This is a genomic window from Nonomuraea sp. JJY05, from assembly GCF_043496855.1.
Lineage (GTDB): Bacteria > Actinomycetota > Actinomycetes > Streptosporangiales > Streptosporangiaceae > Nonomuraea.
In genome coordinates, this window is the sequence record NZ_JBIEIS010000008.1 from 19,910 (window position 1) to 45,638 (window position 25,729).

Genomic DNA, 25,729 nt, shown 5'->3' on the forward strand with positions numbered 1-25,729 from the left:
CATCTTATGGAGTGGCGTCCTCCTGTGGCGCCGGTCGCTTGCTCCGCATCCGGATGTTCAGCAGCTCGACGACGAGCGAGAACGCCATCGCGAAGTAGATGTAGCCCTTGGAAATGTGCTGGCCGAAGCCCTCGGCGATGAGCACCACGCCGATCAGCACGAGGAACGCCAGCGCCAGCATCTTGATGCTCGGGTGCCGGTCCACGAACCTGCTGATCGGTCCCGAGGCGAACAACATCACCAGCACCGCCACCACGACCGCCGCGATCATCACGCCGAGCTCGTCGACCATGCCGACGGCGGTGATGACGGAGTCGAGCGAGAACACGATGTCCAGCACCATGATCTGGGCGATCACCGCAGCGAAGGAGGCGGCCGCGGCCTTCTTGCCGTCCTTGCCCACGGGGCCGTCCATGCTGTGGCCGATCTCGGTGACGCTCTTGCCCAGCAGGAACAGGCCGCCGAGCAGCAGAATCAGGTCACGTCCTGATATTTCGTGACCGAAGACGGCGAACAGCGGCTCGGTGAGCTGCACCACCCACGACAGGGCCAGCAGCAGGAGCAGCCGGGTGATCAGGGCCGCGCCCAGCCCCAGCACCCGGGCTCTGTCCCGTTGTTCGGGAGGTAGTTTCCCGGCCAGGATGGAGATGAAGATGATGTTGTCGATCCCCAGCACGATCTCCAGGGCGACCAGGGTGAAGAAGCCGATCCATATTTGAGGGTCGGTCACCCAGTCGAACATCTGCGCACCTCCATGACACGTTGGCGGGATTTCCGGTAGCAACGAGTCAGGGGCCGAATAAGTTCACCGACTTGCGATCGGTGGCGGGGATTGGGTTATAGTCTGCGCCGTAGGTCATGAGTGCCAGCGACAAGCCCCGGCTAGCTGGCCGGCAACCCTCGCGTCCGCGGCGGGGTGCCCCGGGTGAAGACCTGGTCCGCCACGAGGTGTGGCGGGCAAGCGCGGGCTCCGTGGCTGCTTCCAGGGGTCCGATGACCCTGAGGGAGATGTGCCATGTCCACATTGACGATCTTCAGCTCCGTCCCCGCCCGTGCCGCCGAGGCGGTTGCGGCCACCACGAGCAGGCCGATCCCCGCCGTGCTCGGGGCCGATCTCGAGGTGCCGGTCAAGGGCGGCAGGCTCGTCGGCTACGCCAACCTCGACTACGCCGCCAGCGCCCCCTGTCTCGAGCCGGTCAGCGCCGCCGTCACCGCCGCGCTCCCGGCCTACTCCAGCGTCCACCGGGGCGCGGGCTACGCCTCGCAGCTCACCACCGCCCGCTACGAGCAGGCCCGCCACACGGTCCGGGCGTTCGTCGGGGCCCGCCCGGACGACGCCGTGATCTTCACCCGCAACACCACCGACGCCACGAACCTGCTGGCCCGCTGCCTGCCCTCTGACACGACCACCGTGGTCTTCGACACCGAACACCACGCCTCCCTCCTCCCCTGGCAGAAGTCCGTACGGCTGGCGCCGCCCGCCTTCCCCGGCGAGGCCGTCCGCGCCGCCGACGAGGCCCTGGCCGGCATCGACGGCCCCAAGCTGCTCGTGGTCACCGCCGCCTCCAACGTCACCGGCGAGCTCTGGCCCATCGCCGCCCTGGCCCACGTCGCCCACCGGCACGGCGCCCGCATCCTGGTGGACGCCGCCCAGCTCGTACCGCACCGGCGCCTCAACCTGACCGCGCTCGACCTGGACTACGTGGCCTTCTCCGGGCACAAGCTGTACGCGCCGTTCGGCGCGGGGGTGCTGGTCGGGCGGCGGGACTGGCTCGCGGAGGGCGAGCCGTACCTCAAGGGCGGCGGCGCGGTGCGCTCCGTGGGCGACGACACCGAGTGGCACGACGACCCGGAGCCGCGACACGAGGCGGGCACCCCGAACGTGCTGGGCGCCATCGCCCTGGCCGCCGCCTGCGACGCGCTCACGGCCACCGGCTGGACCGCGCTGGTGCGGGAGGAGGAGCGGCTGATCGCGCGCCTGCGCTCGGGGCTGGCCTCGATCGAGGGCGTGCGGGAGCTGTCGCTGTGGGGGGATGACCACCCGCGCGTCGGCATCGTGTCGTTCACCGTGGACGGCTACTCGGCCCGCGAGGTGGCCGAGGTGCTGTCCGGCGAGTACGGCATCGGCGTGCGCGACGGCAAGTTCTGCGCGCACCCGTTCGTCCGGCACCTTCTTGGAGAGGCCGACGGCGGATGCGAGGACGGCACCGCCTCCGCGGTGCGGGCCTCCATCGGCATCGGCACCACGCAGGAGCACGTGGACCGGCTGGTCGAGGCCCTGCGGGAGCTCGTGGGCCGCTAGACGGCGTCGGAGCGGTTCGGCGGCTTGCGGTGCGGCGGCGGCTCGTCGGAGACCAGCGCGTCGATGTCCCTCATGTCGTCGTCGTTGACCGCTCCGGCCCGGTGCTCGGTCGGCTGCCTGGGCACCCGAGGCGCCTCGGCGGCCGGCGCGGGCGTCGTGGGGCCGGCGGTCCTGGTCGTGACGTTCGACGGCTCCGGACGCTGTGGCTGCGTGGCGCGTTCCTCCTCGGCGGCCCGGCGTGCCGAGCGCCGGCGGAACATCGCGGCGAAGATCCCGTCGATGCCGATCCGGCCGCCCCCGAGCGCCAGGAACAGCAGGGCCAGCGCCCCGAGCGCGCCGGGCAGCTCCCAGCCGCCGGCGCTGGTCAGCACCCCGTGCCCCGCGTGCACGTACGCGACGGCGCCCAGCATGTTGATCAGCAACAGCAGCCCTACCAGGCGCACCAGCAGGCCCAGGATCAGGAACAGGCCGCCGGCGGTCTCGACGACGGTCGCGAATGCGGCGGCGAGCTCCGGCATCGGGATCCCCATCCCCTTGAACGCCTGCCCCGTGGCCGCCAGGCCGCCCTGCCACTTCTGCGACCCGTGAACCACGAAGATCACGCCGGTCACCACCCGTGCGATCAACGCCGCGACATCAAACACAACTCTCTTCATGGTGTTATCTCCCCCCGTTCCTGGTATTCCTCCCCGTGTCCGAGTTAGGGATGCGTTTCCGTACCATTCCTTGACCCGGCCCCGCCCTGGATCAGCAACCGGCGCGGTGGCAGCATTGCCATATGACGGAACGTGTGGTCGGGATCGGCGCGGGTGCGAAAGAGCTGGCCACCGAGGACATGATCCTCAACATCGGTCCCCAGCATCCGTCGACCCACGGGGTGCTCCGGCTGAGGCTGACCCTCGACGGCGAACGCATCACCGCCGCCGAGCCGATCATCGGCTACATGCACAGGGGCGCGGAGAAGCTGTTCGAGGTCCGCGACTACCGCCAGATCATCATGCTGGCCAACCGGCACGACTGGCTGTCGGGGTTCGCGAACGAGCTGGGCGTGGTGCTCGCCGCCGAACGCCTGCTCGGCATGGAGCCCCCGGTCCGGGCCGTGTGGGCGCGCACGCTGCTGGCCGAGCTCAACCGGGTGCTCAACCACCTGATGTTCCTCGGCTCCTATCCCCTGGAGCTCGGCGCGATCACGCCGCTGTTCTACTCCTTCAACGAGCGCGAGCGCATCCAGGCCGTCATGGAGGAGATCTCCGGCGGCCGCATGCACTACATGTTCAACCGGGTCGGGGGCCTCAAGGAGGACCTGCCGCTGGGCTGGCTCGACCGGGTGTCGGAGGCCGTCGCGGAGACCCGCCGCCGCGTGCCCGACATCGAGGACCTCATCCTGCACAACGAGATCTTCCTCGCCCGCACCAAGGGCGTCGGCGTGCTCTCCCGCGAGCAGATCATGCAGTACGGCGTCAGCGGCCCCATCGCCAGGGCCTCCGGGGTGGACTTCGACCTGCGCCGCGACGACCCGTACCTGGCCTATCCCGAGCTGCCCGTCAAGGTCGTCACGCGGCAGGCCGGCGACTGCCACTCCCGGTTCGAGGTGCTGTTCGACCAGCTCAAGATCTCGCTCGAACTGGCCGACGCCTGCGTCGAGCGGCTGCGCTCGCTGCCTCCCGGGCCGATCAACCAGCGCCTGCCGAAGGTGCTGAAGGTGCCGGAGGGCCACACGTACGCGTGGACCGAGAATCCCCTCGGCATCAACGGCTACTACCTGGTCTCCAAGGGAGACAAGACTCCATGGCGGCTCAAGCTGCGCTCGGCCTCGTACAGCAACATCCAGGTGCTGCGGGAGATACTGCCCGGCCACCTGGTCGCCGACATGGTGGCCATCCTCGGCTCGATGTTCTTCGTCGTGGGTGACATCGACAAGTGAAAGTCGAGCGCGACAAGTACGTCGACTGGCTCCGGGCGCTGAGCCTGTGCGTCGTGGTGGTCTGGCACTGGGCGTTCACCATCCTGGAGTGGAAGCCGAGCGGCCCCGAGCCCACCAGCCCGCTGGGCTTCACCTCGGGGCTGTGGATCCTGACCTGGCTGCTGCAGGTGCTGCCGCTGTTCTTCTACGTCGGCGGCCACGTGCACCTGCTGTCCTGGGAGCGGGCCAAGACGCGCGGCGTCGGCATCGGCTCGTTCGTCTGGCGGCGCATCCGCGCGCTGGCTTTACCCGCCCTGTTCCTGTCCGGGGTGTGGATCGCCGTCGGGGCGGTCGTGACGTTCACGTTCCGGGTGGACTGGATGTGGCGGGTGGTGCTTTTGGTGCTCAGCCCGCTGTGGTTCCTGGGCGTCTACCTCGTGCTGATCGCGCTGCTGCCCGTGGCGCTCTGGCTGCACCGCCGCTACGACGTGCTGACGCTCATCTGGCTCGGCGGCGCGTCGCTGGTGGTGGACGTGGTGCGCTTCCGGTACGGAATCGACTGGGTCGGCTGGCTCAACATGATCATCGTCTGGGGGCTCGCCCACCAGGCCGGGTTCTTCTACGACCGGATCGTCATCCTGCCCAGGCGCTATGACGTCGCGCTGCTCTGGACGGGGCTGTTCGCCCTGTTCGGCCTGGTCTACTCGGGCATCTACCCGGGGTCGATGGTGGGCGTGCCGGGCGACAAGTGGTCCAACATGGCGCCGCCCACGTTCGTGATCGTCGCCCTGCTGCTGTTCCAGGTCGGGCTGGTGGAGGTGCTGCGGCCGTCGATGGAGCGGGTCCTGGAGCGTCCGGGCTGGCGGCGGGTGAACGGGTTCATCAACCGGTACTCGCTGCCGCTCTTCCTCTTCCACACGACCGGGATGGCCATCGCGCTGGGCCTGTCGTGGTGGCTCTTCGGCACCCTGGGCACCGAGATCCCGCCGGACCTGAAATGGTGGCTGGAACGCCCGATCGCCATCATCGGCCCGCTGATCTGCACCGCCCCGGTCATCTACCTCTTCGCGAGGGAGCGCCGTCGCCTGGACTGAGGAGCGGCGGGAGCGCAGCGACCAGAGCGACGAAGGAAGGCGACGGCTCCCAGCGACCGAGCCGCCTCCACGAAGTGGAGGCCATGAACACGCGAGGGAGCGCCGTCGCCTGGACTGAGGAGCGGCGGGAGCGCAGCGACCAGAGCGACGAAGGAAGGCGACGGCTTCCAGCGACCGAGCCGCCTCCACGAAGTGGAGGCCATGAACACGCGAGGGAGCGCAGCCCCGAAACCCGCGCTTAGTCCGGTTTGTGCTCGTCCGAGTCCTTGGGGATGCGGCAGGCGTGTTCCAGGTAGAGGGCGGCGCAGATCAGGACCACGCAGGACACGAACGACCCCGCCGCGACGAAGAACTCCGCCCTCGGCGTCTCCCGGTCCAGGATCTGCACCGTGTAGAGCCCGAACCCGGCGAACAACCCGGCGAACACCGCCCCGGCGTACGCCGACGCCTTGGCCAGCGCGGCCAGCCTGGCCACCGACAGCGGCTCCACCGGCTTGGTGCCGGGTTTCCTGGCGATCCTGGCCTTGGTCACCCAGGCGCTGTAACCCTCGCCGATGGCCAGCAGCAGCACGGTCGGGATCGCCGTCCACGGCATCAGGGGCAGGTCCGAGTAGAAGGGCCTGACGGCCGCCCACGCGATCAGCGCGACGACGGCGATGATGCCGACCAGGCGGCCCGGATGGGTGGGCTTCAATCGGGCCTCTGCAGCTTCAGGTCGTCGCGCAGGCGTACCCCCTGCTGGTCGATCTCCGCCAGGAGCTCCACCACCCGGCCGCGCCCGGGCACCACCGCGTCGGGGTCCGCCTTCGACCACGGCACGAGCACGAACGCGCGCTCGTGGGCGAGCGGATGCGGCAGTGTCAGCTCGGGCTCCTCGCAGACCGTGTCGCCGACCACGATCAGGTCGACGTCGAGCGTGCGCGGCCCCCAGCGCTCGGCGCGTACCCGCCCGAAGGCGTTCTCCACGCTCTGTGCCCGCTCCAGGAGCGTGCGCGGCTGCAGGCTGGTCTCCGCGATCACGATCGCGTTGAGATACGGCTTCTGTCCCGGTGGACCGCCCACAGGGTCGGTCTCGTAGACCGGCGACGCCTGGACGAACTCCAGCCCCGGGGCGTCGAACAGGGTGTCCACGGCGCCTTGCAACGTCTGGAACCGGGGCCCCAGGTTGCTGCCGAGAGCGAGGACGACTTTCATACGCGGCTCCGCTCTATGGTCACGACCACGTCGTCGAACGGCAGCGGGATGGGCGCCGCCGGTTTGTGCACGCTCACCTCGACCTTACGCACCAGTTCGCTGGCCAGACACACGTCGGCCAGCCGCTGCGCGAGCGTCTCCATCAACGCGACCGGCTCGCCCTCCACGACCTCGACCAGCGCCTCGGCCAGCTCCCTGTAGTGGACGGTCTTGGTGAGGTCGTCGCCGGCCGCGGCCGGCGCGGTGTCGAGGAACAGCGTCGCGTCCACGACGAACTCCTGCCCGAGCTCCCGCTCGGCAGGGAGTACGCCGTGCCTCCCCCTGGCCCGCAGGCCCTTGAGAGCGATGCGATCAGGGCTCAAGCTCGCCTTCCTCCTCCTCGTCGTCATCGCCTTGGAGCACCGGCGAACCGTGGTGCATCCACAGCCGCCAGCCCTGCGGGGTGCGGATGTAGACGTTGCTGGCCACCACCTTGCCCGCAGCGAAGCTGGACTCGCCTTCCTCGCCGGCGGTGAGGATGTTCTCGACGCAGGTGAGCACGGCCACGTCGCCCAGCACGGTCGTCTCGACGTCGGTCAGCACGAACTGGATGTAAGTGGTGTTGGCCATGATCAGGGCCCACGACCGCAGCACCTCGGACCGGCCGCTCAGCAGGGTCCAGCCCGGGTGCACGCAGCTGACCTGGTCGTCGGCGGCGTCCTCGGCCCAGATCTCGGTCATCTTGTCGAGATCCGCATTTTCGATCGCGGTGTAGAACTCCTGGTTGACCGTCTCGATCGCTACGGTGTCGACGCTCATGTGTTGGCTCCGGCTCTCTTCCATGCGGCTGCCACGCGTACGGCATCGGCGTTGGGGCCCACCTCGTGGACGCGTACGCACCAGGCGCCCGCCTGGGCGGCCAGCGCGGTCACGGCCAGCGTCGCGTCGTCGCTGCGGCTGAACGGCCGGGGCGTGCCGTCGGAGCCGGCCAGCAACCGTCCGAGGAAGCGCTTGCGCGACGCTCCGATGAGCAGTGGGTAGCCCAGCCCGGCCAGCTGGGGGATCCCGGCCAGCAGTGCCCAGTTGTGCTCGGCGTTCTTGGCGAAGCCCAGGCCGGGGTCGAGCACGATCTGCTGCTCCGTGACGCCTTCGGCCAGGACCAGGTCGACCCGCTTGCCGAGCTCCTCACGCACCTCGGTGACCACGTCGGCGTAGACCGCGCGGCTGTCCATGTCATGACTGTGGCCGCGCCAGTGCATCACGACGTACGGGACGCCGGTCGCGGCCACCACCCGCGGCATCTCCGGGTCGGCGAGACCGCCGCTCACGTCGTTGACCAGCCGCGCACCTGCCTCGACCGCGGCCTTGGCCACCTCGGCCCGCATCGTGTCGACGCTGACCGCCACGCCCTCGGCGTGGAGTGCCCTGATCACGGGGACGACCCTGGCCAGCTCTTCCTCCAGGGACACCCTGGCCGCGCCCGGACGGGTGGACTCGCCGCCCACGTCGACCAGATCGGCCCCCTCCTGGACCAGCTCAAGGCCGTGCTGGATGGCGGCCGCCTCGTCGAACCACAGGCCGCCGTCGGAGAAGGAATCGGGCGTCACATTGACCACACCCATGACGAGGCACCGATCCGCACCTCCCGGCACGCTGATGGGCACGCTAGTCATGGGCCAAGCCTAGGCGCTCCCCCACACATGTTGACATCGTGGGTACCCCGTTCGGTCATCAACGACCCAGGATGAGCGCCATCGCCTCAGATCGGGTCTTGTCGCTCGTGCGGAAATCGCCGCGAACCGCCGAGGTGACGGTCTTGGCGCCCGGTTTGCGGACGCCGCGCATCGTCATGCACAGATGCTCGGCCTCGACCACCACGATGACTCCGCGCGGCTCCAGAACCCGCATGAGGGCGTCGGCGATCTGGGACGTCATGCGCTCCTGGACCTGAGGGCGGCGGGCGAACACGTCGACCAGGCGGGCCAGCTTCGACAGGCCCGTCACCTGGCCGCGGTCATTGGGGATGTAGCCCACGTGGGCCACACCGTGGAACGGGACCAGGTGGTGCTCGCAGGTCGAGTAGACCTCGATGTCCCTGACGAGCACCATCTCGTCGTGATCGACGTCGAAGACCTTGGTCAGGACGTCTTCGGGCTTCTGGCCGAGCCCGGAGAACTGCTCGGCCATGGCGCGGGCGACCCGGGCCGGGGTGTCGAGGAGGCCGTCACGGTCGGGATCCTCGCCGATGGCGTAGAGGATCTCGCGTACGGCCTTCTCGATCCGGCCCAGGTCAACGTCGTACTGAGTCACACACTGTCCCCGGACGGGAGGGCGTCCTGGTGGCCCGCGGTGAGCGAGCCGTTGGCCGACTGCTCCTTGGGGGTCAGGATCGGCGGACGGTCGGAGGGGAGCCGCTTGCCGTAGCCCGCGTAGGACGGGCGGTGCGCCTTGACCACCACGGGGGCGAAGATCTCCAGCACCTGCTCGCGGGAGAGCGTCTCCTTCTCCATGAGCTCGAGCACCAGGTTGTCGAGCACGTCGCGGTATTCGACCAGGATGTCCCACGCCTGGTCGTGCGCCGTCTCGATCATCCGGCGGACCTCCTCGTCGATCGTGGAGGCGATCTTCTCGGAGTAGTCACGCTCGTGGCCCATCTCGCGGCCCAGGAACACCTCGGCCTGGCCGGTGCCGAACTTACGGGCGCCGAGCTGCTCGCTCATGCCGTACTCGGTCACCATGCGGCGGGCGACCGCCGTGGCCTTCTCGATGTCGTTGGAGGCGCCGGTGGTGGGCTCGTGGAAGACGAGCTCCTCCGCCGCGCGGCCGCCGAGCAGCATCGCGAGCTGGTCCATCATCTCCGACCTGGTGGCCAGGAACTTGTCCTCCATCGGCAGCGTCATCGTGTAACCGAGGGCGCGGCCGCGGGACAGGATCGTGATCTTGTGGACCGGGTCGGAGTTGGGCAGCGCGTGCGCCACCAGCGCGTGACCGCCCTCGTGGTAGGCGATCATCTTCTTTTCCTTGTCGGACATGACCCGCGACTTGCGCTCGGGCCCTGCCATGACGCGGTCGATCGACTCCTCGAGGACGTCCATCGTGATCAGCTTCTGGTCGGCCCGCGCGGTGAGCAGGGCGGCCTCGTTGATCACGTTGGCCAGGTCGGCGCCGGTGAACCCGGGGGTGCGGCGCGCGATGACGTCGAGGTCGACGTTGGGGGCGAACGGCTTGCCGCGGCCGTGGACCTTGAGGATGCCCTTGCGGCCCTCGAGGTCGGGGCGGTCGACGGTGACCTGCCGGTCGAAACGGCCCGGGCGCAGCAGCGCCGGGTCGAGGATGTCGGGCCGGTTGGTCGCGGCGATGAGGATCACGCCGCCCTTGACGTCGAAGCCGTCCATCTCGACGAGCAGCTGGTTGAGCGTCTGCTCGCGCTCGTCGTGACCGCCGCCCAGGCCGGCGCCGCGGTGGCGGCCGACGGCGTCGATCTCGTCGATGAAGATGATCGCCGGGGCGTTGGCCTTCGCCTGCTCGAACAGGTCGCGCACCCGCGAGGCGCCGACACCGACGAACATCTCGACGAAGTCGGAACCGGAGATCGAGTAGAACGGCACACCCGCCTCGCCGGCCACGGCGCGGGCCAGCAGGGTCTTACCGGTGCCGGGCGGGCCGTACAGCAGCACGCCCTTGGGGATCTTGGCGCCGATCGCCTGGAACTTGGCCGGGGCCTGCAGGAACTCCTTGATCTCCTGGAGCTCCTCGATGGCCTCGTCGGCACCTGCGACGTCGGCGAAAGTCGTCTTGGGGGTGTCTTTGGTGATGAGCTTGGCCTTGGACTTGCCGAAGTTCATCACTCGCGAGCCGCCACCCTGCATCTGATTCATGATGAACAGGAAGATCAGCACGATGAAGACGATCGGCAGGAAGCTCACCAGGATGCTGACGAGGAAGTTTTCCTGCGGCACCTCGGTGGTGAAGCTCTTGGTCTTGCCGGCCTCGTACTGAGCCTGGAGCTCGTCGGTCAGCTTGCTGCCGTAACCGGTGACCCAGTTGGACTGGATCAGCTTCGTCGGGGCGTCGCCGGGCTTGACCGTGATCGGGTTGGTCAGCGTCACCTCGATCCGGTTGTCCTTGTCGACAATCTTGGCGTTGCTGACGTTTCCGGCGCGAATCTGCTGGAGAACCAGGGACGTGTCGGCTTGCTTGAAATTGCCACCGCCACTCCAAAGCTGGGTGACGAGGAGGAGCAGCACGACGATGCCCAGGATCCACAGCAGTGGCCCACGTGTAAATCGCTTGAGATCCATCCGATGCGGAACCCCTTGCGGGCCCGTCCCTTCCTGACCATGGCCTGGAACCCCGGGCTGGCCCGGGGCCGCGGCATCCGGCACCGCGACTTCTGACTACCCGAGGGGGACACGCGGTCACCCTCCAGGAGTCTGAAGGTACACCGGCAGAGCGCACGGGGGGACCCGCCCGCTACACCGGTCTTGCCCTATCAACGTACGTCACCTTGTGCGGTGTTCCCGGCCGCGGTCCAGATTGCTACTTGTAAACGTGCGGGGCCAGTGTGCCGATGAACGGCAGATTGCGGTATCGCTCGGCGTAGTCGAGGCCGTAACCGATGACGAACTCGTTGGGAATGTCGAACCCCACGTATTTCACATCGATCGGCACCTTCACCGCGTCCGGTTTCCGCAGCGCGGTGCAGATCTCAAGTGAGGCGGGATTACGCGACTTCAGGTTTTCCAACAGCCAGTGCAGGGTCAGGCCGGAGTCGATGATGTCCTCGACTATCAGCACGTCGCGGCCCATGATGTCGGTGTCGAGGTCTTTCAGCACGCGTACGACGCCGGACGACTTCGTGCCCGCGCCGTACGACGACACCGCCATCCAATCCATTTGCACCGGCACGTGCAGGGATCTGGCCAGGTCGGCCATCACCATGACGGCGCCCTTCAACACGCCCACGAGCAGCAAGTCTTTGCCCGCGTAGTCCTCGTCGATCCGCCCGGCAAGCTCTTTGATCTTGGCCTGGAGCTCGTCCTCGGGAATGAGGACATTTTCCAGGTCATTGCCCATGTCGGCAGCGTCCACCTGTGGTTCCTTATGCGATGGGACTGATGGCGAGTATCAGGGTGCCATACCGCCGGACGGCGGTCAGACCCCCGGGCAGGTCCACGGCCTTCTGCCCGCGCCAGCTCGTGACCAGCCGATCCACGGCCACCACGTGCGTGGCCGAGAGGGCCCCTGACGGCGCTCCCGCCGCAATGGCCGCCCGCCGCAACACCCGCCGCCTGACGGCGCCGGGGAGCTTCTCCAGCTCTGGTACGGCCAGTGTCACCGATCCCGGAATATCGCTAAGAGCGCAATTTTGGTACGCCGATTCTGCCCACTCGTCGAGGGCGTCCGCGTCCTCCCGCGCCATCCCCGCGGTCCGCGCGAGCGCCTCGGCCACTCCCGGGCCCAGCTCCGCTTCGAGGACCGGCAGGACCCTTCTCCGCACGCGAACCCGCGTGTAGCGGGGGTCCTCGTTGTGAGGATCGTCCCAGGGGTCCAGCCCCATGGCCGTGCAGGCCTTCACGGTGGTGGCCCTGGGGATGCGCAGGAGCGGCCTGCGATAGCGCCCGCTGCGCGCCGCCATCCCGGACAGCGACCTGACGCCGCTCCCCCTGGCCAGGCCCAGGAGCACCGTCTCGGCCTGGTCGTCGCGCGTGTGCCCGAGCAGTACCGCCTCCGCCTGGAGCCGGTCCGCCGCCCGGGCCAGCGCGGCGTACCTCGCGTCCCGCGCCGCCGCCTCGGGTCCGCCCTCGGTCCCGACCGTGACGGTGAGCACCTCGGACGGGCTCAGCTCGAGCCGCCGGGCCCCTATCTCCGCGACCGTCCTGGCCCGCTCGGCCGAGCCTTCCTGGAGCTGGTGATCCACGGTGAGCAGCCCTGCCCTGAGGCCCAGCCGGGGCGCCACGAACGCCAGTGCCGCCGCCAGGGCCAGGGAGTCCGCGCCGCCGCTGCAGGCGGCCAGCACGAGTGCGCCCTTCTCGACGTCGGCCAGCGCCTCACGCACTGCCCGGCGCACGTCGGCTACAGCTGGATGTGGACCCACGGGTGCCATTCTCACCCTCCGCCACCGATCCCGCCGCCACCCGACCGCCGGCTGCGCCGCACCCGCCGCCCTAGTACACCAGGCGAGCAGCCGCCCACCGTCACAGAGCGCCGAACCCCACCGCACCACGACCCGCCGCCGCGGCACTCCGATGGGACAGGGCGCCGCCCGCGCCACGGCCGCGCCGGCCTGCGGGCGCACCGCCCCGGTTGTTCAGCGGTGGTGCGCCCGTCGGGCGGCTGTCGGCGGGGAGGGTCAGGCCGGGAGGGCCGGGGTGCCGATGACGCGGCTGATCCAGGCGTCCGGGTCGGAGATCTCCGCCGTCGTCGGAAGCGTCTCGGGAGAGGTCCAGATCTTGTTGAAGCCATCCATCCCGACCCGGTCCACCACCTTCCGCACGAACGCCGACCCCTCGGCGTACTGCTTCATCTTGAGGTCGATCCCCAGCAGCCGCCGCACCGTGCGGTCGAGGCGGGAGCCGCCCTCCCGGCGCTGGGCGAACTTGGCGCGGATCTCGCCCACCGAGGGCACCACGGACGGGCCCACCGCGTCCATGACGTAGTCGCCGTGCCCCTCCACCAGGGTCATCACGGCCGTCAGGCGGTCGAGGATCTCCTTCTGCCCCGGCGACTGGATGGCGTCGATGAGGTTGCCCTCCCCGCCGCGCACCACGTCGGCCACCGTGTCGGCGGCGTTGCGGAGGCGTTCGAGCAGCGTGGGCAGGTCGAGGTCGGAGGCGAGCAGGAACTCGGTCATCTGCGACCGGACGTATTCGCGCAGCCACGGCACGCCCGTGAACTGCACCCGGTGCGTCTCCTCGTGCAGGCACACCCACAGGCGGAAGTCGTGCGGGTCGACGCCCAGCTCGCGCTCGGCGTGGACGATGTTGGGCGCGACGAGCGTCAGCCGGCCCGCGGGCTCCTGGCCCGTGGGGTCGGGCGGGAGGAACAGCTCGTACTGCCCGAGGACCCGCGAGGCGAGGAAGGCCAGGACGGCCCCGACCTCCACGCCCGTGATGCGCGAGCCCACGGCGGTGACGATGGCGGGCGGCTGGTTGTCGCCGCTGCCCATGCGCTCCGTCAACGGCTCGAGCACCACGCGGAAGCCCTCGACGTTCGCCTTGATCCAGCCGGGCCGGTCCACGACGGTCGCGGCCTGCGGCGCGGCCTCTGCGTGGATCTTGGTGAACTCGCGCACGTGGCCCTCGGCCTCACGCGACAGGGTACGGAGCTCGGTGACGGCCTGCCTGGCCTCCTCCCGGCTCACTTGAGGACCGGGGCGCACCAGGCGCGTGCCGGTCGTGACGGCCAGATCCCAGTCGATCACCTGCATACCGTCCACCGTACGTGCTCGATGCCCAACCTGCGAAGGAGCGCCGGTGTCTGGACTGAGGAGGGAGGGAGCGAAGCGACCGAGTGACGAGGGAAGACACCGGACCCCAGCGACTGAGCCGCGATCCAAAGGATCGCCAAAAGCACGCGAAGGAGCGCCGGTGTCTGGACTGAGGAGGGAGGGAGCGAAGCGACCGAGTGACGAGGGAAGACACCGGACCCCAGCGACTGAGCCGCGATCCAAAGGATCGCCATAAACACGCGAGGGAGCGGGGTCAAGATCTGGCGACGATGGCGGCGAGGCGGTCGAGTACGGGTTCGGCTGAGGCCGGGACGCGGTCCGCCATGAAGGCGAAGGTCACCAGCCGCCCGTCCTTCGTGGTGGCCATGCCCGCCAGCGTGTTGACGTTGTTCAGGGTGCCGGTCTTGGCGCGTACGAGGCCGACCTGCCCCCTGCTGTCGCTGCCCGTGAACCGCCGGCCGTTGCCCAGCGTGCCGGAGAAGCCCGCGATCGGCATGCCCGAGGCGACGGCGTGCAGGTCGGGCTGGCTCGCGGAGCCGGACATGGCGATCAGCTTGGCCAGGGCGCCGGCGCTGATGCGGTTGCGGGTGGACAGGCCGCTGCCGTCGGAGAGCGAGATCCCCTGCGCGGCCCCGAGTCGCTGGAGCACCGCGACCACGGCCTTGGTGCCCCCTTCGAACGACGCCTCCTGGCCCTCCTTGATGGCCACGTGCCTGGCCAGGGCCTCGGCCAGGTCGTTGTCACTTCGGGTGAGCGCGTGCTCGACGAGGGAGTAGATCGGGGCGGAGTCCACCCGGCCCAGCTCCGGGGCGCCCGCCGGGGCCTTGCCGGGCTTCACGGACCTGGACACCGTGATCCCCTGTTTGGCCAGCAACTTGGCGAAGGCCACGGCGGCGTACTGGGGCGGGTTGGAGACCCGGGGCTGGTGGAAGCGGGGGTTCTGGCGGCCTTCGTCGATGGTCAGGGCGTAGACGGGCGCGACCTCGCCGTCGGGGACGTAGTTCGGCTTCCAGCCAGGGGCGATCGGCGAACCGACAAACAACGAGGTGTCGTACGAAAGGGTGATTTTTCGAATGTTTTGCGACTTGAGGGTGGCGGCCGTGCGGGCCGCCAGGGTGGCCAGGCTCGCCTGCTTCGGGTAGGTCGGCTTCGCCGACGGGCCGGCCAGCATCGGGTCGCCGCCTCCGACCAGGACGGCGGTGCCCGGCTGCGGGCCCTGGACGACCCTGGTGGAAAGACGCGCGTCCGGGCCGAGGGAGGCGAGGGCCGCGGAACAGGTGACGATCTTCGTGGTCGAGGCCGGGACGATGGGGGTGTCGGCGTTGGAGGCGAAAATCCGTTCGCCGGTGGCCGCGTCGAGCACCACCGCGCCCACGTGGGAGCCGAGCGCTTCGTCACCCAGGGCACTGGTGAGCTGGCGCGTCAAAGTACCCTTGGTCGGGAGAGGTCCGTCCCCCGACTTCACCGAAAGCTGGGCCAGCACAGGCCCCGAGGTGACCACGGGGACGGAGGGAGACCCTTCCGGCGGGGACGCCGTCGGCTTGGTCGGTGGAGACTGCCTCGTCAACGCGCCCAGGCTGAAGTCGGTGGTCATCGCGTAAACGCCGATGACGATCGTCAGGGCCTGCAGCACGGCGAGAGTGGTCAACATCACCCACCGGTCGTGCCGCGCCACGTCGTCTGCCTCTCTTCTGTGTTCGCCTACGAGACATTAACGCCCAACCGGGGGTTCCCGGGGGCTTGAGTACGGGAGACGAAGCCGAACCAGGCACTGCCCGGTGAAGCGGAATCGGCCCATGAGAAAGGACCGCGGTGGAGTTCGACGTCGTCGTTGAGATTCCGAAGGGAAATCGGAACAAGTACGAAGTGGACCACGAGACCGGGAAGATCAGGCTCGACAGGCTCCTGTTCACCTCCACGCAGTACCCCGCCGACTACGGCTTCATCGAGAACACCCTCGGCGAGGACGGCGACCCGCTGGACGCGCTGGTGCTGCTGCAGGAGCCGACGTTCCCCGGTTGCTACATCACCTGCCGGGCGGTCGGCATGTTCAGGATGACGGACGAGAAGGGCGGCGACGACAAGGTCCTCTGCGTCCCCTCGACCGACCCGCGGATGCACCACATCCAGGACATCCATCACGTGTCGGAGTTCGACCGGCTGGAGATCCAGCACTTCTTCGAGGTCTACAAGGACCTGGAGCCGGGCAAGTCCGTCGAGGGCGCCAACTGGGTCGGCCGCATCGAGGCCGAGGCCGAGATCGAGCGTTCCTTCCGCCGGGCCAAGGAGGAGGGTCACCACTGACCCCCTCAGCGGGGCCTGGTGGCGCCCACCAGGTCCCCGCGCCAGATCGAGGCGACCCGCACCACGTCGCCGGTCTGCGGCGCGTGCACCATCTGGCCGTTGCCGACGTACATCCCGACGTGGTGGATGGTGCCCGGGTCGCTGCTCACGTAGCCGAAGAACAGCAGATCGCCCCGTCTGAGCTGGTCCAGCGGCACGTGCGGGCCCGACGTCCATTGGGTGCCCGTCCAGTGGTCCAGCTGTACGCCCACCTTCTCCCAGGCCCGCATCACGAGCCCTGAGCAGTCGTACGTGTCCGGGCCCGCGGCTGCCCACACGTACGGCTTGCCCAGCTGGGTCAGCGCCCAGTCGGCCGCCACGTCTCCCATGGCCGAGCCTCCGGTGGCCATGCTGTTGAGTGCCGTCGCCCGCTGCCTGGCCAGCAGCTCCGCGCGGGTGCGCGCCTCGTCCACCCGGCGCTGGAGGACCACCGTACGAGCCTGCAGCTCCGACGTCTCCTGCCGCTGCCGGGCCACCGCCTGCTCGGCCACGCTCCTGGCCAGCGCGACCCGCTCCGAGAGGACCCGGTGGGCGGCGTAGGCGTTCGCGGCCTGGGTACGCAGGATCGCGGCCACCTCCTGCGCGTCGCGCATGCTGCCGAGTATCGCCGCCTGTTCGCTCCTCATCTGCGCCATCAGGCCCGCTCTGCGCAGGACGCCCTCCCTGTCGCCCTGATCGACGAGCATGCTGACGACCGGGGTCATCAGCCCCAGCCCGGCGTAGCTCTCCGCCGCCAGCAGTGCGACGGCCTGCCTGGCCCGCTCGACCTCCGCGTCCGCCGCCGCCAGCCGCGCCCTGGCCTGCGCGTACGTCTGGTCGGCCTGCTGGAGCCTGACCAGCTCGCCGTTGTACGCCTCCACCAGCCGCTCCACCGCGGCCGCCATCCCGTCCAACCGCGCCTGCGCCGTGGCCAGCCGGGCACTGGCCGTCCCCAGCTCCCTCGAACGGTCCCGCGCGGCCTGCCGGGCCTTGCGCACCTCCCGCGAGGACGGGACGGGGTCGGCCATGACGGGCGGGCACAGAGTGACGACCAGGCAGCACACGAGGAGCCCGGCCCGGAATGCGCGCATTGGTCCCCCCGGAAACGCATGGTTACTCTATGCACACAGTTCCCGGCAATTCACTCACGTAACGTGATCAGCCATACCGGCCTCGATATCTCGCACGGCGCGGCGGAACTGCGGGGTCGGTGGCACGACGTGGCGCAGGGCGGGCGAGCAAGCGGTGCGGCACTCACCAGTGGTGCGGCGCGAGAGGCGGCGGGTGGAGGGATGGGGTCAGCCGGTGGTGGTGGCTGAGGGGGTGTCGCTGGGGGTCGTTGTCGTGGGTGGCGTGGGGGTTTGGGTCGGTGTTTGGGCCGGGGTGGGAGTCGGGGTGGGGCAGGGCGTGCGGGTGCGGGGGACGGATGGTGGGGGGTTGCCGACCGGTGAGTCGCGAGGCGGGTCGCCTGCTTGTGGGCGATGGGTCGGCGGGTCCGGCAGGGGTGGGGGGACGTACGTCGGGGGTTGCGCGTCCGGGGACCGAGGAGGGCCGGAGCGGTCGGGGGCGGAAGGCGCGGTGTCCGGCACTGAGGAGCGGGCGGCGTCGCGGGCTCGCGCGACGGACGGCACCAGCATCGGGACTGCGGTGACGCCGATCGGGCGGCTGGTCGTGTTGTCGAGGACGGGATCGCCCGTCACCGCCACGTCCGGCGGCTTCGAGCGCCAGGGCAGGCGGATGGCGGGCGGTTCGCCCGTCGCCGGGAACGCGGCCGTCGCCACCCCCGACACCCCGCTCCCCTCGGTCTCGAGCTGCTGGAGGATCAGTGCTATCGCCACCACGGCCGCGACCGCCGCCACCGCGCCTGCCAGCGCCTTATGCCACCCTCGAACGTTCTTGTCCGTGGGAACGGGAAATCCGGCGGCGCCCAGGTTGCCCGTACGTCTGGCGACGTAACGGCGGTACGGCAGGAGCTCGGGGTCGACGAAGCAGCTCATCACCCGCAGGCGGAGCGCGTCCGGCAGCGTCTGCTGGGGCAGCAGGCCGAGGACCTTGGCGGGCGAGACCTCGCGGTTGCGGTGCGGCGCGCAGGTCTCGCAGCGCCGCAGGTGCCGGACCAGGCGCTCGCGCATCTCCTGGGTCAGCTCGCCGGAGAACCCGGTGAGGATCGCGGCCCGCTGCGGGCAGTCGTACGGGCCCTTCAAGGCGAGGATCTCGGCGGTGATCGCCTCGCGCAGCCGCTCGCGCGCCCCCTCCAGGACCTGCTCGACCTGTCGCGTCCCCAGCACCTGGGCCAGCTCGGGCGCGGGCAGCGAGTGCCGGTAGGTGAGCTCCAGGGCCTCGCGGTCGGCGACGGGCAGGCTCTGGACGGCGTTCCAGGCCATGACCCGCAGGTCGGCGTCGGCCGCGTCATGCGGCGGCGGCGCCTTGGCCAGGGCTTCGGCGGGCCCCGGCGGCGCGGCGGCCCGGCGGCGCAGGCACTCGGCGCGGGCCAGCGCGTACAGCCAGGCGCGCAGCCGGTCGGGGTCGGCCAGCGCGCCCGCGTGCGCCTCCGCCGCGATGAGGGTGTCGCGGAGCGCCACCTGGGCGCTGTCCGCGTTCAGCAGGAGGGACCAGCAGTAGCGGTAGACGCTCTCCGCGTACGTGTCATAGAGCGCGGCGAGCGCGCCCGGGTCACGGGCGCGGAGTGCTTCGACCAGGACGCGGTCATTCATATGACCGAAGGTAATTGATTGGTAACTAGTAGTTCTACCGCTTTCGGGGTGTCGGTATGACAACGCCTTTGGATTTTACCCAATTCATTGTTTATGCTCCGACACGACCTGTGTGCTCCGGTCTACGGGGAATGGTTCGGTCACCGGCTTGACGGTATGGACCGGCACGGCTCCGGCGAGGGCCAGCTCCTCGTAGGGACGGCCGGTCGAGCCCCAGGTCCTGGCGGTGATGTCGGTCCTCGCGACCTTTGCGCCCTGCGGCAGCCCTGACACGGTGAGGATGAATCGCGGCGGACTTCCGGCTTTGACGTCGTCCACGAATGTGCTCCCACCGCCGAGGAGTTTGCCCGCTTTGTCGCGCAGCAGCGCGTTCACGACGAGGCTGCTGGCCGACATTTGATAGGGATTGCCGACATATCCAGTAATAAGGTATGAACCGTCTTTCTGGGGCAATGTCTGGACGCGGCTAATAGGGAACCGCTGGAACGCGGAGGGAATTCGCGCCGCCGACCGCCAACGCGCGGGACGGTACTGGATCGTCACCTTCGCCGGCTTCTCGGAAGCGGTGGCCTGGCCGGTGAAGGCCAGCGACCCGCCCGGCGGCACGGCGTCGAGCGGCTGGTCCATCCGGACCACCTCGGTGCCCTTGGCGTCGTGTCCGACGATCGTGGCCACCACGTGCTCGCCGAAGTGCCACGGGTTGGCGTTGCTGAGCACGCCTGCCCAGGTGACGGCGTACCCGTCGGCGGACTTGACGATGTTGGAGACCTGCTCCTTGAGCGCAAGGGGCTTGAGCTCTTGCACGGGCCGTTTCTCGCTCGCGCACCCGGAGAGGCAGATCGCCCCGAGTGCGCAGAGTGCGAGCAGGCTGACGGTTCGGCTGCGCGGGATCACTTTGCCGTGATAACCCGTGCATGGGCACGGCTGGCAGATGACACGCGCCAGGCGTACCAACTCTTTAACGGGGACGTACGACCCTGGCCTCGTCCCAAACCGGCTCGGACGACTCGTAGACCGTGCCGTCGGAGCCGAAGACCAGGTAGCGGTCGAAGTCGGCGGCGAACCAGCGGTCATGGGTGACCGCCAGGACCGTGCCGTCGAACGCTTCGAGGCCGGCCTGCAGCGCCTCCGCGCTGGCCAGGTCGAGGTTGTCGGTCGGCTCGTCCAGCAGCAGCAACGTGGCCCCGGACAGTTCGAGCAGCAGGATCTGCAGCCGGGCCTGCTGACCGCCGGAGAGCGTGTCGAACCGCTGCTCGGCGATCAGCCCCGCCAGCTCGTAGCGGGCCAGCGTCTTCATGGCCTCGTTCTTGAGCTTGGCGTGCTCGGTCATGACGATCTCGACCGGAGTGCGGCCGAGCAGGTCGGGCCTGGCGTGCGTCTGGGCGAAGTGGCCGGGGACCACGCGGGCGCCGAGCTTGGCGACCCCGTCGTGGCTGACCGGCTCCCCGGCCAGCAGGCGCAGGAAGTGGGACTTGCCCGAGCCGTTGGAGCCGAGGACCGCGACGCGCTCGCCGTACCAGACCTCCAGGTCGAACGGGCGCATGAGACCGGTGAGCTCGAGAACCTCGCAGCTGATCGCGCGCTTGCCGGTGCGGCCGCCCCTGAGGCGCATCTTGATGTTCTGGTCGTTGGGGGGCGCCTCGGGCGGGCCCGCCTCCACGAACTTGCGCAGCCGGGTCTGGGCGGCGTGGTAGGCGGCGGCCATGCCGTCGTTGTATCTCGCCTTGTTCTTGAGCATGTTGACCAGGGCCTTGAGCTTGGCATGCTCTTCGTCCCAGCGCCTGCGCAGCTCGTCGAGGCGTTCGTTGCGGGCCTTGCGGGCCTCGGCGTACGTGCGGAACCCGCCGCCGTGGATCCAGATGTTGCCGGACTCGACGGTCACGATGCGGTCGGCCGCGTTCGCCAGGAGCTGGCGGTCGTGGCTGACCAGCAGCACGGTCTTGGGCGTCTCCCTGAGCTGCTGCTCCAGCCACTCCTTGCCGGGGACGTCGAGGTAGTTGTCGGGCTCGTCGAGGAGCAGCGTCTGGTCGGGGCCGCGCAGCAGCGCCTCCAGGACGAGCCGCTTCTGCTCGCCGCCGGACAGCGTGGACACGTCCCGATATTTCATCTTTTCGTACGGGACGCCGAGCGCGGCCACCGTACAGGTGTCCCACAACACCTCGATGTCGTAGCCGCCCGCGTCGGTGTAGTCGCTGATGGCCTGCGCGTAACGCATCTGCGTCTTCTCGTCGTCGCGCTCCATCATGGCCAGCTCGGCCTCGTCGAGCCGCTCGGCCGCCCCGCGCACCGCCGGCGGGGCGACACCCAGCAGCAGGTCGCGCACGTTGCTCCCGTCGCGCACGCTGCCGATGAACTGCCGCATCACGCCCAGCCCGCCGGAGCTCGCCACGCTGCCGTCCACCGGCTGGAGGTCGCCGGCGATCAGCCGCATCAGCGTGGTCTTGCCCGCGCCGTTGGGCCCGACGAGCGCCGCTTTGACGCCTTCACCGATCCGGAAGGACACGTCGTTGAGCAGGGGCCGCCCGTCGGGCAGCACGTATGTGAGATGTCCTACTTCGACGTGGCCCATCCCGGCAGGCTACCGGGCGCCTTCCGACGCGGTCACCACATTTTCCGTCGCCGCGCAGGCCGGCGGTTCGTCAGACGAGGGCGGACTTGTAGAAGATGCTGGCCTTGCGGGCCCCCGCGGCGCCGGAGGCGAGGCCGAGGCACAGTCTGGGCCGTCCGGAGACGATCTGGATCGCCAGGCCCTCCGGCTCCCGGTAGTCCAGGGACTTGCCCGCCTGGCTGAGCGAGCGCTGGACCTTGGCGCCCGTGCGCAGGTCGACGCAGGTGAGGTACGTGTTGCCCGGCGCGGGGTTGGAAGCGCCGTACGCCGTGCCGTCGAGCAGGTAGAGGTAGTTGCCGTAAGCCGTGTAGCCCTGGAAGACGCCCAGGCCGGACGGCTGCGCGACGTCGTACAGCTTCTTGGCCGTGCCCGCCTTGACCGCCGCCAGCGAGTGCGCCACGAACCGGACCTGGCCGCCGACCCGGCAGCGCATGATCAGCCGGTTGGTGGACGGGTCGATGGCGCACGTGGTGCTGGTCGCGCCCGAGATCAGGGTGTACTTGGTGAGCGCCGAGGACGACGGCGTGAGCGTCTGGCCGTTGACGAACTTGAACCTCGCCAGCCGGCGCCCCCAGGAGTTCCCCGAGCCGTCGGCGACCGCGTCGGTCTCCGTCCACAGGTAGGCGGAGCCGCCCGACGGCTCCACGCCGATCTGCACGCCGTGGCCGAAGCCCTTCAGGTACATGTGGCCGAGCACCGAACCCGACAGGCTCAGCTTGGTCACGCAGAGATCCCCGGCCGCCGCCGAGCCCGAGCCGTTCTTCAGCTGGGCCAGGTAGATGTGCCCGTGGGCGTTGTCGAAGGCGAACGACTGCAGCACGGTCTCGTCGTAGAGCGCCTTCTTCCAGATCAACTGGGTGGCGGGCGCCGCCAGGTCGAACCGGCCCGCTGCGGCGGCGGCCGCCGCCGTCTCCGTGCCCGCCAGAGCAGCCGCCGCGGCTCCGGCGCCGACCTTGAGCAGATCTCGACGAGTGACCGGCATACGACCCTCCATAACGGATATTTACGGATATTTCAGGAAGTCATCACCATAGTGCAGCCCACCCGAGGATCTCCTCCGAACTCCAACGATCCGATTCGGCCGACTGTGAGAGGGCCCTAGACAGTAAGTGATCTAATGACTAGAACTGTAGGGAACTTCCCTCCCCAAGGACGAGTGATGACGCGATTCCGCTCCGCCTTAGCACCCCTCGCCATCGCGTTGGCCGGCCTGACGGCCGTACCGCAGCAAGCCTGGGCAGCCCCGCCCCAACCCGTCCCCTCGGTGGCACCGCAACAGCAGCAGCCGGCCGCGCCGAAGGCCGCGTGTGGCCCGACTGTCAAGGGAACCACCACCGACGCCCGCCTGACCAGCCTTTTCACCAACTACGGCAACGACAACAGCCGGCTGGACGACTGGACGGGCGCCGACGGCACCTACTCGGTCAAGCTGCCCAGCGGCAAGGAGCTGTGGATCTTCTCCGACACGTTCCTCGGCCGGGTCAACACCGACGGCTCGCGCCCGCCCGTGGTCGGTGAGGGCGGCGACACGGTCTTCCTGAACAACTCCTTCGCCGTCGAGCGCGACGGCAGGCTGTCCACGATCCACGACGGCACCGCCACCAAGCCGACCGCCGTCATGCCGCCGCGCGACCAGAACCACTGGTACTGGGCCGGCGACGCGACGGTGGCCGGCGGGCTCGTGGAGGTCACCTACCAGGAGTACGAGCGGTACGGCACCGGCGCGTGGGACTGGCGCTGGCACCGCAACGTGGTGGCCAGGTTCGCCCCGGGCCGGCTGAACGAGCCCATCAGCGTCACCGACCTGCCGTCCGGGCACGGCGTCGCGTGGGCCTCCGCGGTCCTCAAGGACGGCGGATACACCTACGTGTACGGCGTCGAGGACCTCGGCTCGCCCAAGTACATGCACGTCGCCCGGGTCAAGGGGCAGAGCCTGCTGGGCGCGTGGGAGTTCCTGAAGGCGGACGGCACCTGGTCGCCGAACGAGGCCGACTCGGCGCGGGTCATGAGCGGCGTCGCGAACGAGTACAGCGTCACCAAGGTCGGGTCCGGATATGTCCTGATCACGCATGACACGACCGAAGCGCTGAGCCCGAACATCGTGGCCTACACCTCGTGCTTCCCCTTCGGCCCGTTCACCGGCAAGCAGCACGTCTACACGACCCCCGAGACCAAGGGGAACATCTTCACCTACAACGCCCACGCGCACCCCGAGGTCGCGGGCAACGGTCTCGTGATCTCGTACAACGTCAACAGCTTCGTGAACACCGACCACTACCGGGACGTGACCATCTACCGGCCGAGATTCCTGGATGTGACCTTCCAGTGAGGCGTAACTGGGCGGCCCGCCTGCGGCCCGTCACCATCGACGGGCTGCGGGCGGTCGTGCTGGAGAACGAGCGGCTACGCGTGACCGTCGTGCCGGATAAAGGCGGCGACGTGCTGGAATTTCTGCACAAGCCCACTGACACGGACTTCGTCTGGCTCTCCCCGCAGGGCCTGCGCAACCCGCACGACCACCTCCAGGGCGCGGCCGACGACGTCGCCCAGTTCATCGACCACTACGAGGGCGGCTGGCAGGAGATCTTCCCGAACGGCGGCGCGCCCAGCGACTATCGGGGCGCGCGGCTGGCGCAGCACGGGGAGGTCTCCGGGCTGCCGTGGCGCTGCGAGGTCGTGGCCGACTCCGAGGAGGAGGTCGCGGTACGGCTCAGCGTACGGACGCGGCGCCTGCCGTACCGGATGGAGAAGGTCTTCAGGCTCAGGTCGGGCACGGCGGCGCTGGAGATCGAGGGCCGGGCCACCAACGAGGCCGGCCTCCCGCTGCACGCCATGTGGGGGCAGCACATCGTGTACGGCCTGCCGTTCCTGCGCCCCGGCGCCAGGATCAGGCTGCCGGAAGGCGTCAAGGTGATCCCCCACGAAAGTGCGATAAATCCGGCGGGCCGTCGGGTCCGGGTGGGCGGGCCATGGGAGTGGCCCGTCGTCCCGGCCGACGGCGGCGGCGAGACCGACCTGAGCGTGGTGCAGGAGCCGGGGTCGCCGAGCGACATCGTCTACCTGACGGGCTTCGACGAGGGTTGGTACGAAATTTCGGGGGATATCGGTATGCGGGTGGAGTGGGATGCGACGCTCCTCCCATACCTGTGGATGTGGCAGGAGCTCGGCGCGTCCACCGGCTATCCCTGGTGGGGACGGGCGTACACGCTGGGGCTCGAGCCGTTCTCCAGCATGCCGACCGACGGCCTGGCCGCCGCCGTGGACAACGGCACGGCCCTCGTCCTGGGCCCGCACGAGACGAAGGTGTTGAGGTTGCGCGCGGAGGTTCTGGCATGAGTGAGTTCAGCGGGAAAGTGGCGCTGGTGACGGGCGGTTCGATGGGCATCGGGCGGGCCGTGGTGGACCGGCTGGCCGCCGGCGGGGCGTCCGTGGTGTTCTGCGGCGTCGACAAGGACGCGGCGCTCGACAACCAGAGCGTCACCGGCGTGGTCGCCGACGTGCGCCGGGCGGGCGAGATGCGCGACCTGGTGGACCTGGCCGTGACCAGGTACGGCGGGCTCGACATCGTCGTCACCTGCGCCGGCGTGCAGCGCTACGGCACGGTCGAGGACACCCCGGAGGAGGTCTGGGACGAGGTGCTCGACATCAACCTCAAGGGCGTCTACCTCACCTGCAAGGCGGCCGTCCCCAAGCTGAGGGCCCGCGGCGGCGGCTCGATCGTGATCATGTCGTCGGTGCAGGCGTTCTCCTCGCAGGCGCAGGTGGCCGCCTACACCGCGAGCAAGGCCGCGCTCAACGGCCTGACCAGGGCCATGGCGCTCGACCACGCCGCCGACGGCATCAGGGTGAACGTGGTCTGCCCGGGCTCGGTGGACACCCCGATGCTGCGCTGGGCGGCCGACCTGTGGCGGGGTGACCTGTCGCAGGAGGAGCAGGTCGCGCAGTGGGGCCGTTCGCACCCGCTGGGCCGCGTGGGCCGCCCCGAGGAGGTGGCCGAGCTGGTGGCGTTCCTGGCGGGGCCGCGCTCCTCGTTCATCACCGGGGCCGAGCACCGGGTGGACGGCGGCCTGCTCGCGCAGAATCCAGCCGCCCTTCCCGAATAGCCCACAGGTTCCCCTGCAGGCCTACCAAAGCTGGCAAGTGTTGCGTCAACGCGACGAACT

At 69.5% G+C, this 25,729-nt stretch carries 25 protein-coding genes and 1 riboswitch; of the genes, 7 read left to right on the plus strand and 18 right to left on the minus strand.

Annotation, left to right across the window (positions count from 1 at the left end):
- Positions 1-4: 4 nt before the first annotated feature.
- Positions 5-742, minus strand: coding sequence for a TerC family protein (locus tag ACFKCF_RS13395; RefSeq protein WP_394493430.1), 738 nt, complete (start codon positions 740-742; stop codon positions 5-7).
- A gap of 112 nt (positions 743-854) precedes the next feature.
- A riboswitch (SAM riboswitch) is annotated at positions 855-970 on the plus strand.
- 45 nt (positions 971-1,015) lie between these two features.
- Between ACFKCF_RS13395 and ACFKCF_RS13400 the strand changes: the two genes are divergently transcribed.
- On the plus strand, positions 1,016-2,302 hold the full coding sequence (locus ACFKCF_RS13400; protein ID WP_394493431.1) for an aminotransferase class V-fold PLP-dependent enzyme: 1,287 nt from the start codon (positions 1,016-1,018) through the stop codon (positions 2,300-2,302).
- Here the strand turns inward: ACFKCF_RS13400 and ACFKCF_RS13405 are convergent.
- On the minus strand, positions 2,299-2,958 hold the full coding sequence (locus ACFKCF_RS13405; RefSeq protein WP_394493433.1) for a DoxX family protein: 660 nt from the start codon (positions 2,956-2,958) through the stop codon (positions 2,299-2,301). The two genes, ACFKCF_RS13400 and ACFKCF_RS13405, sit on opposite strands and share 4 nt — an antisense overlap.
- A gap of 122 nt (positions 2,959-3,080) precedes the next feature.
- Between ACFKCF_RS13405 and ACFKCF_RS13410 the strand changes: the two genes are divergently transcribed.
- Together ACFKCF_RS13410 and ACFKCF_RS13415 are read left to right on the plus strand one after the other, a co-directional pair.
- Positions 3,081-4,226 carry an NADH-quinone oxidoreductase subunit D gene (locus ACFKCF_RS13410; protein ID WP_394493434.1) on the plus strand — a complete coding sequence of 382 codons (1,146 nt, stop codon included), beginning with the start codon at positions 3,081-3,083 and terminating at the stop codon, positions 4,224-4,226.
- A complete protein-coding gene (locus ACFKCF_RS13415; protein WP_394493436.1) occupies positions 4,223-5,299 on the plus strand; it encodes an acyltransferase in 1,077 nt (358 codons plus the stop codon). Before ACFKCF_RS13410 ends, ACFKCF_RS13415 begins: the two co-directional genes overlap by 4 nt.
- A 238-nt stretch (positions 5,300-5,537) precedes the next feature.
- Here the strand turns inward: ACFKCF_RS13415 and ACFKCF_RS13420 are convergent, their stop codons facing one another.
- The 11 genes from ACFKCF_RS13420 to dacB form a co-directional block, all read right to left on the minus strand.
- On the minus strand, positions 5,538-5,993 hold the full coding sequence (locus tag ACFKCF_RS13420; RefSeq protein WP_394493438.1) for a DUF3180 domain-containing protein: 456 nt from the start codon (positions 5,991-5,993) through the stop codon (positions 5,538-5,540).
- Entirely contained in the window at positions 5,990-6,493 is a 504-nt protein-coding gene (folK, locus tag ACFKCF_RS13425) for a 2-amino-4-hydroxy-6-hydroxymethyldihydropteridine diphosphokinase (protein ID WP_394493439.1), read from the minus strand. The genes ACFKCF_RS13420 and folK overlap by 4 nt, the downstream gene beginning before the upstream one ends.
- A complete protein-coding gene (gene folB / locus ACFKCF_RS13430; RefSeq protein ID WP_394493441.1) occupies positions 6,490-6,855 on the minus strand; it encodes a dihydroneopterin aldolase in 366 nt (121 codons plus the stop codon). The genes folK and folB overlap by 4 nt, the downstream gene beginning before the upstream one ends.
- Positions 6,845-7,291, minus strand: a complete 447-nt coding sequence (locus ACFKCF_RS13435; RefSeq protein WP_394493442.1) for a nuclear transport factor 2 family protein — start codon at positions 7,289-7,291, stop codon at positions 6,845-6,847. Before ACFKCF_RS13435 ends, folB begins: the two co-directional genes overlap by 11 nt.
- Entirely contained in the window at positions 7,288-8,094 is an 807-nt protein-coding gene (folP, locus tag ACFKCF_RS13440; RefSeq protein WP_394493963.1) for a dihydropteroate synthase, read from the minus strand. The genes ACFKCF_RS13435 and folP overlap by 4 nt, the downstream gene beginning before the upstream one ends.
- A gap of 109 nt (positions 8,095-8,203) precedes the next feature.
- The gene (gene folE, locus ACFKCF_RS13445) at positions 8,204-8,782 is read right to left on the minus strand and encodes a GTP cyclohydrolase I FolE (protein ID WP_394493444.1); all 579 of its coding nucleotides are present in this window, start codon (positions 8,780-8,782) and stop codon (positions 8,204-8,206) included.
- Positions 8,779-10,773, minus strand: coding sequence for an ATP-dependent zinc metalloprotease FtsH (gene ftsH, locus ACFKCF_RS13450; RefSeq protein ID WP_394493446.1), 1,995 nt, complete (start codon positions 10,771-10,773; stop codon positions 8,779-8,781). Before ftsH ends, folE begins: the two co-directional genes overlap by 4 nt.
- 238 nt (positions 10,774-11,011) lie before the next feature.
- Positions 11,012-11,563: a hypoxanthine phosphoribosyltransferase gene (gene hpt / locus ACFKCF_RS13455; RefSeq protein WP_313043709.1), complete on the minus strand. Its 552-nt coding sequence runs from the start codon at positions 11,561-11,563 to the stop codon at positions 11,012-11,014.
- Positions 11,564-11,573: 10 nt separating this feature from the next.
- Positions 11,574-12,578, minus strand: a complete 1,005-nt coding sequence (tilS, locus tag ACFKCF_RS13460; RefSeq protein WP_394493448.1) for a tRNA lysidine(34) synthetase TilS — start codon at positions 12,576-12,578, stop codon at positions 11,574-11,576.
- A 246-nt stretch (positions 12,579-12,824) separates the two neighbouring features.
- Positions 12,825-13,901 carry a zinc-dependent metalloprotease gene (locus ACFKCF_RS13465; RefSeq protein WP_394493450.1) on the minus strand — a complete coding sequence of 359 codons (1,077 nt, stop codon included), beginning with the start codon at positions 13,899-13,901 and terminating at the stop codon, positions 12,825-12,827.
- Between the two features lie 274 nt (positions 13,902-14,175).
- The gene (gene dacB, locus ACFKCF_RS13470; protein WP_394493451.1) at positions 14,176-15,597 is read right to left on the minus strand and encodes a D-alanyl-D-alanine carboxypeptidase/D-alanyl-D-alanine-endopeptidase; all 1,422 of its coding nucleotides are present in this window, start codon (positions 15,595-15,597) and stop codon (positions 14,176-14,178) included.
- A gap of 137 nt (positions 15,598-15,734) precedes the next feature.
- Here dacB and ACFKCF_RS13475 point away from each other — a divergent pair, with 137 nt between their 5' ends.
- Complete coding sequence (locus tag ACFKCF_RS13475; RefSeq protein ID WP_185069348.1) at positions 15,735-16,226, plus strand: inorganic diphosphatase; 492 nt, start codon at positions 15,735-15,737, stop codon at positions 16,224-16,226.
- Between the two features lie 5 nt (positions 16,227-16,231).
- On the opposite strand, the gene ACFKCF_RS13480 is transcribed toward ACFKCF_RS13475, so the two are convergent.
- From ACFKCF_RS13480 to ACFKCF_RS13500, 5 genes are all read right to left on the minus strand, one after another.
- Positions 16,232-17,335 (minus strand): NlpC/P60 family protein, encoded by a 1,104-nt coding sequence (locus ACFKCF_RS13480; RefSeq protein ID WP_394493453.1) that lies wholly within the window; start codon positions 17,333-17,335, stop codon positions 16,232-16,234.
- 207 nt (positions 17,336-17,542) lie between these two features.
- On the minus strand, positions 17,543-18,958 hold the full coding sequence (locus ACFKCF_RS13485; RefSeq protein ID WP_394493455.1) for a hypothetical protein: 1,416 nt from the start codon (positions 18,956-18,958) through the stop codon (positions 17,543-17,545).
- Positions 18,959-19,042: 84 nt separating this feature from the next.
- Positions 19,043-19,762, minus strand: a complete 720-nt coding sequence (locus tag ACFKCF_RS13490) for a hypothetical protein (protein ID WP_394493457.1) — start codon at positions 19,760-19,762, stop codon at positions 19,043-19,045.
- A 154-nt stretch (positions 19,763-19,916) separates the two neighbouring features.
- Positions 19,917-21,527 carry an ABC-F family ATP-binding cassette domain-containing protein gene (locus ACFKCF_RS13495; RefSeq protein ID WP_394493459.1) on the minus strand — a complete coding sequence of 537 codons (1,611 nt, stop codon included), beginning with the start codon at positions 21,525-21,527 and terminating at the stop codon, positions 19,917-19,919.
- Between the two features lie 70 nt (positions 21,528-21,597).
- The gene (locus tag ACFKCF_RS13500) at positions 21,598-22,548 is read right to left on the minus strand and encodes a teichoic acid biosynthesis protein C (protein ID WP_394493460.1); all 951 of its coding nucleotides are present in this window, start codon (positions 22,546-22,548) and stop codon (positions 21,598-21,600) included.
- Positions 22,549-22,725: 177 nt separating this feature from the next.
- On the opposite strand from ACFKCF_RS13500, the gene ACFKCF_RS13505 reads away from it, so the two are divergent.
- Genes ACFKCF_RS13505 through ACFKCF_RS13515 form a run of 3 tightly spaced genes read left to right on the plus strand, consistent with a single transcriptional unit; the run spans position 22,726 to position 25,669 of the window.
- Positions 22,726-23,895 (plus strand): DUF4185 domain-containing protein, encoded by a 1,170-nt coding sequence (locus ACFKCF_RS13505; protein ID WP_394493462.1) that lies wholly within the window; start codon positions 22,726-22,728, stop codon positions 23,893-23,895.
- Complete coding sequence (locus ACFKCF_RS13510) at positions 23,892-24,902, plus strand: DUF4432 family protein (protein ID WP_394493464.1); 1,011 nt, start codon at positions 23,892-23,894, stop codon at positions 24,900-24,902. Before ACFKCF_RS13505 ends, ACFKCF_RS13510 begins: the two co-directional genes overlap by 4 nt.
- A complete protein-coding gene (locus ACFKCF_RS13515; RefSeq protein WP_394493466.1) occupies positions 24,899-25,669 on the plus strand; it encodes an SDR family NAD(P)-dependent oxidoreductase in 771 nt (256 codons plus the stop codon). The genes ACFKCF_RS13510 and ACFKCF_RS13515 overlap by 4 nt, the downstream gene beginning before the upstream one ends.
- The last annotated feature ends 60 nt before the right edge of the window (positions 25,670-25,729 follow it).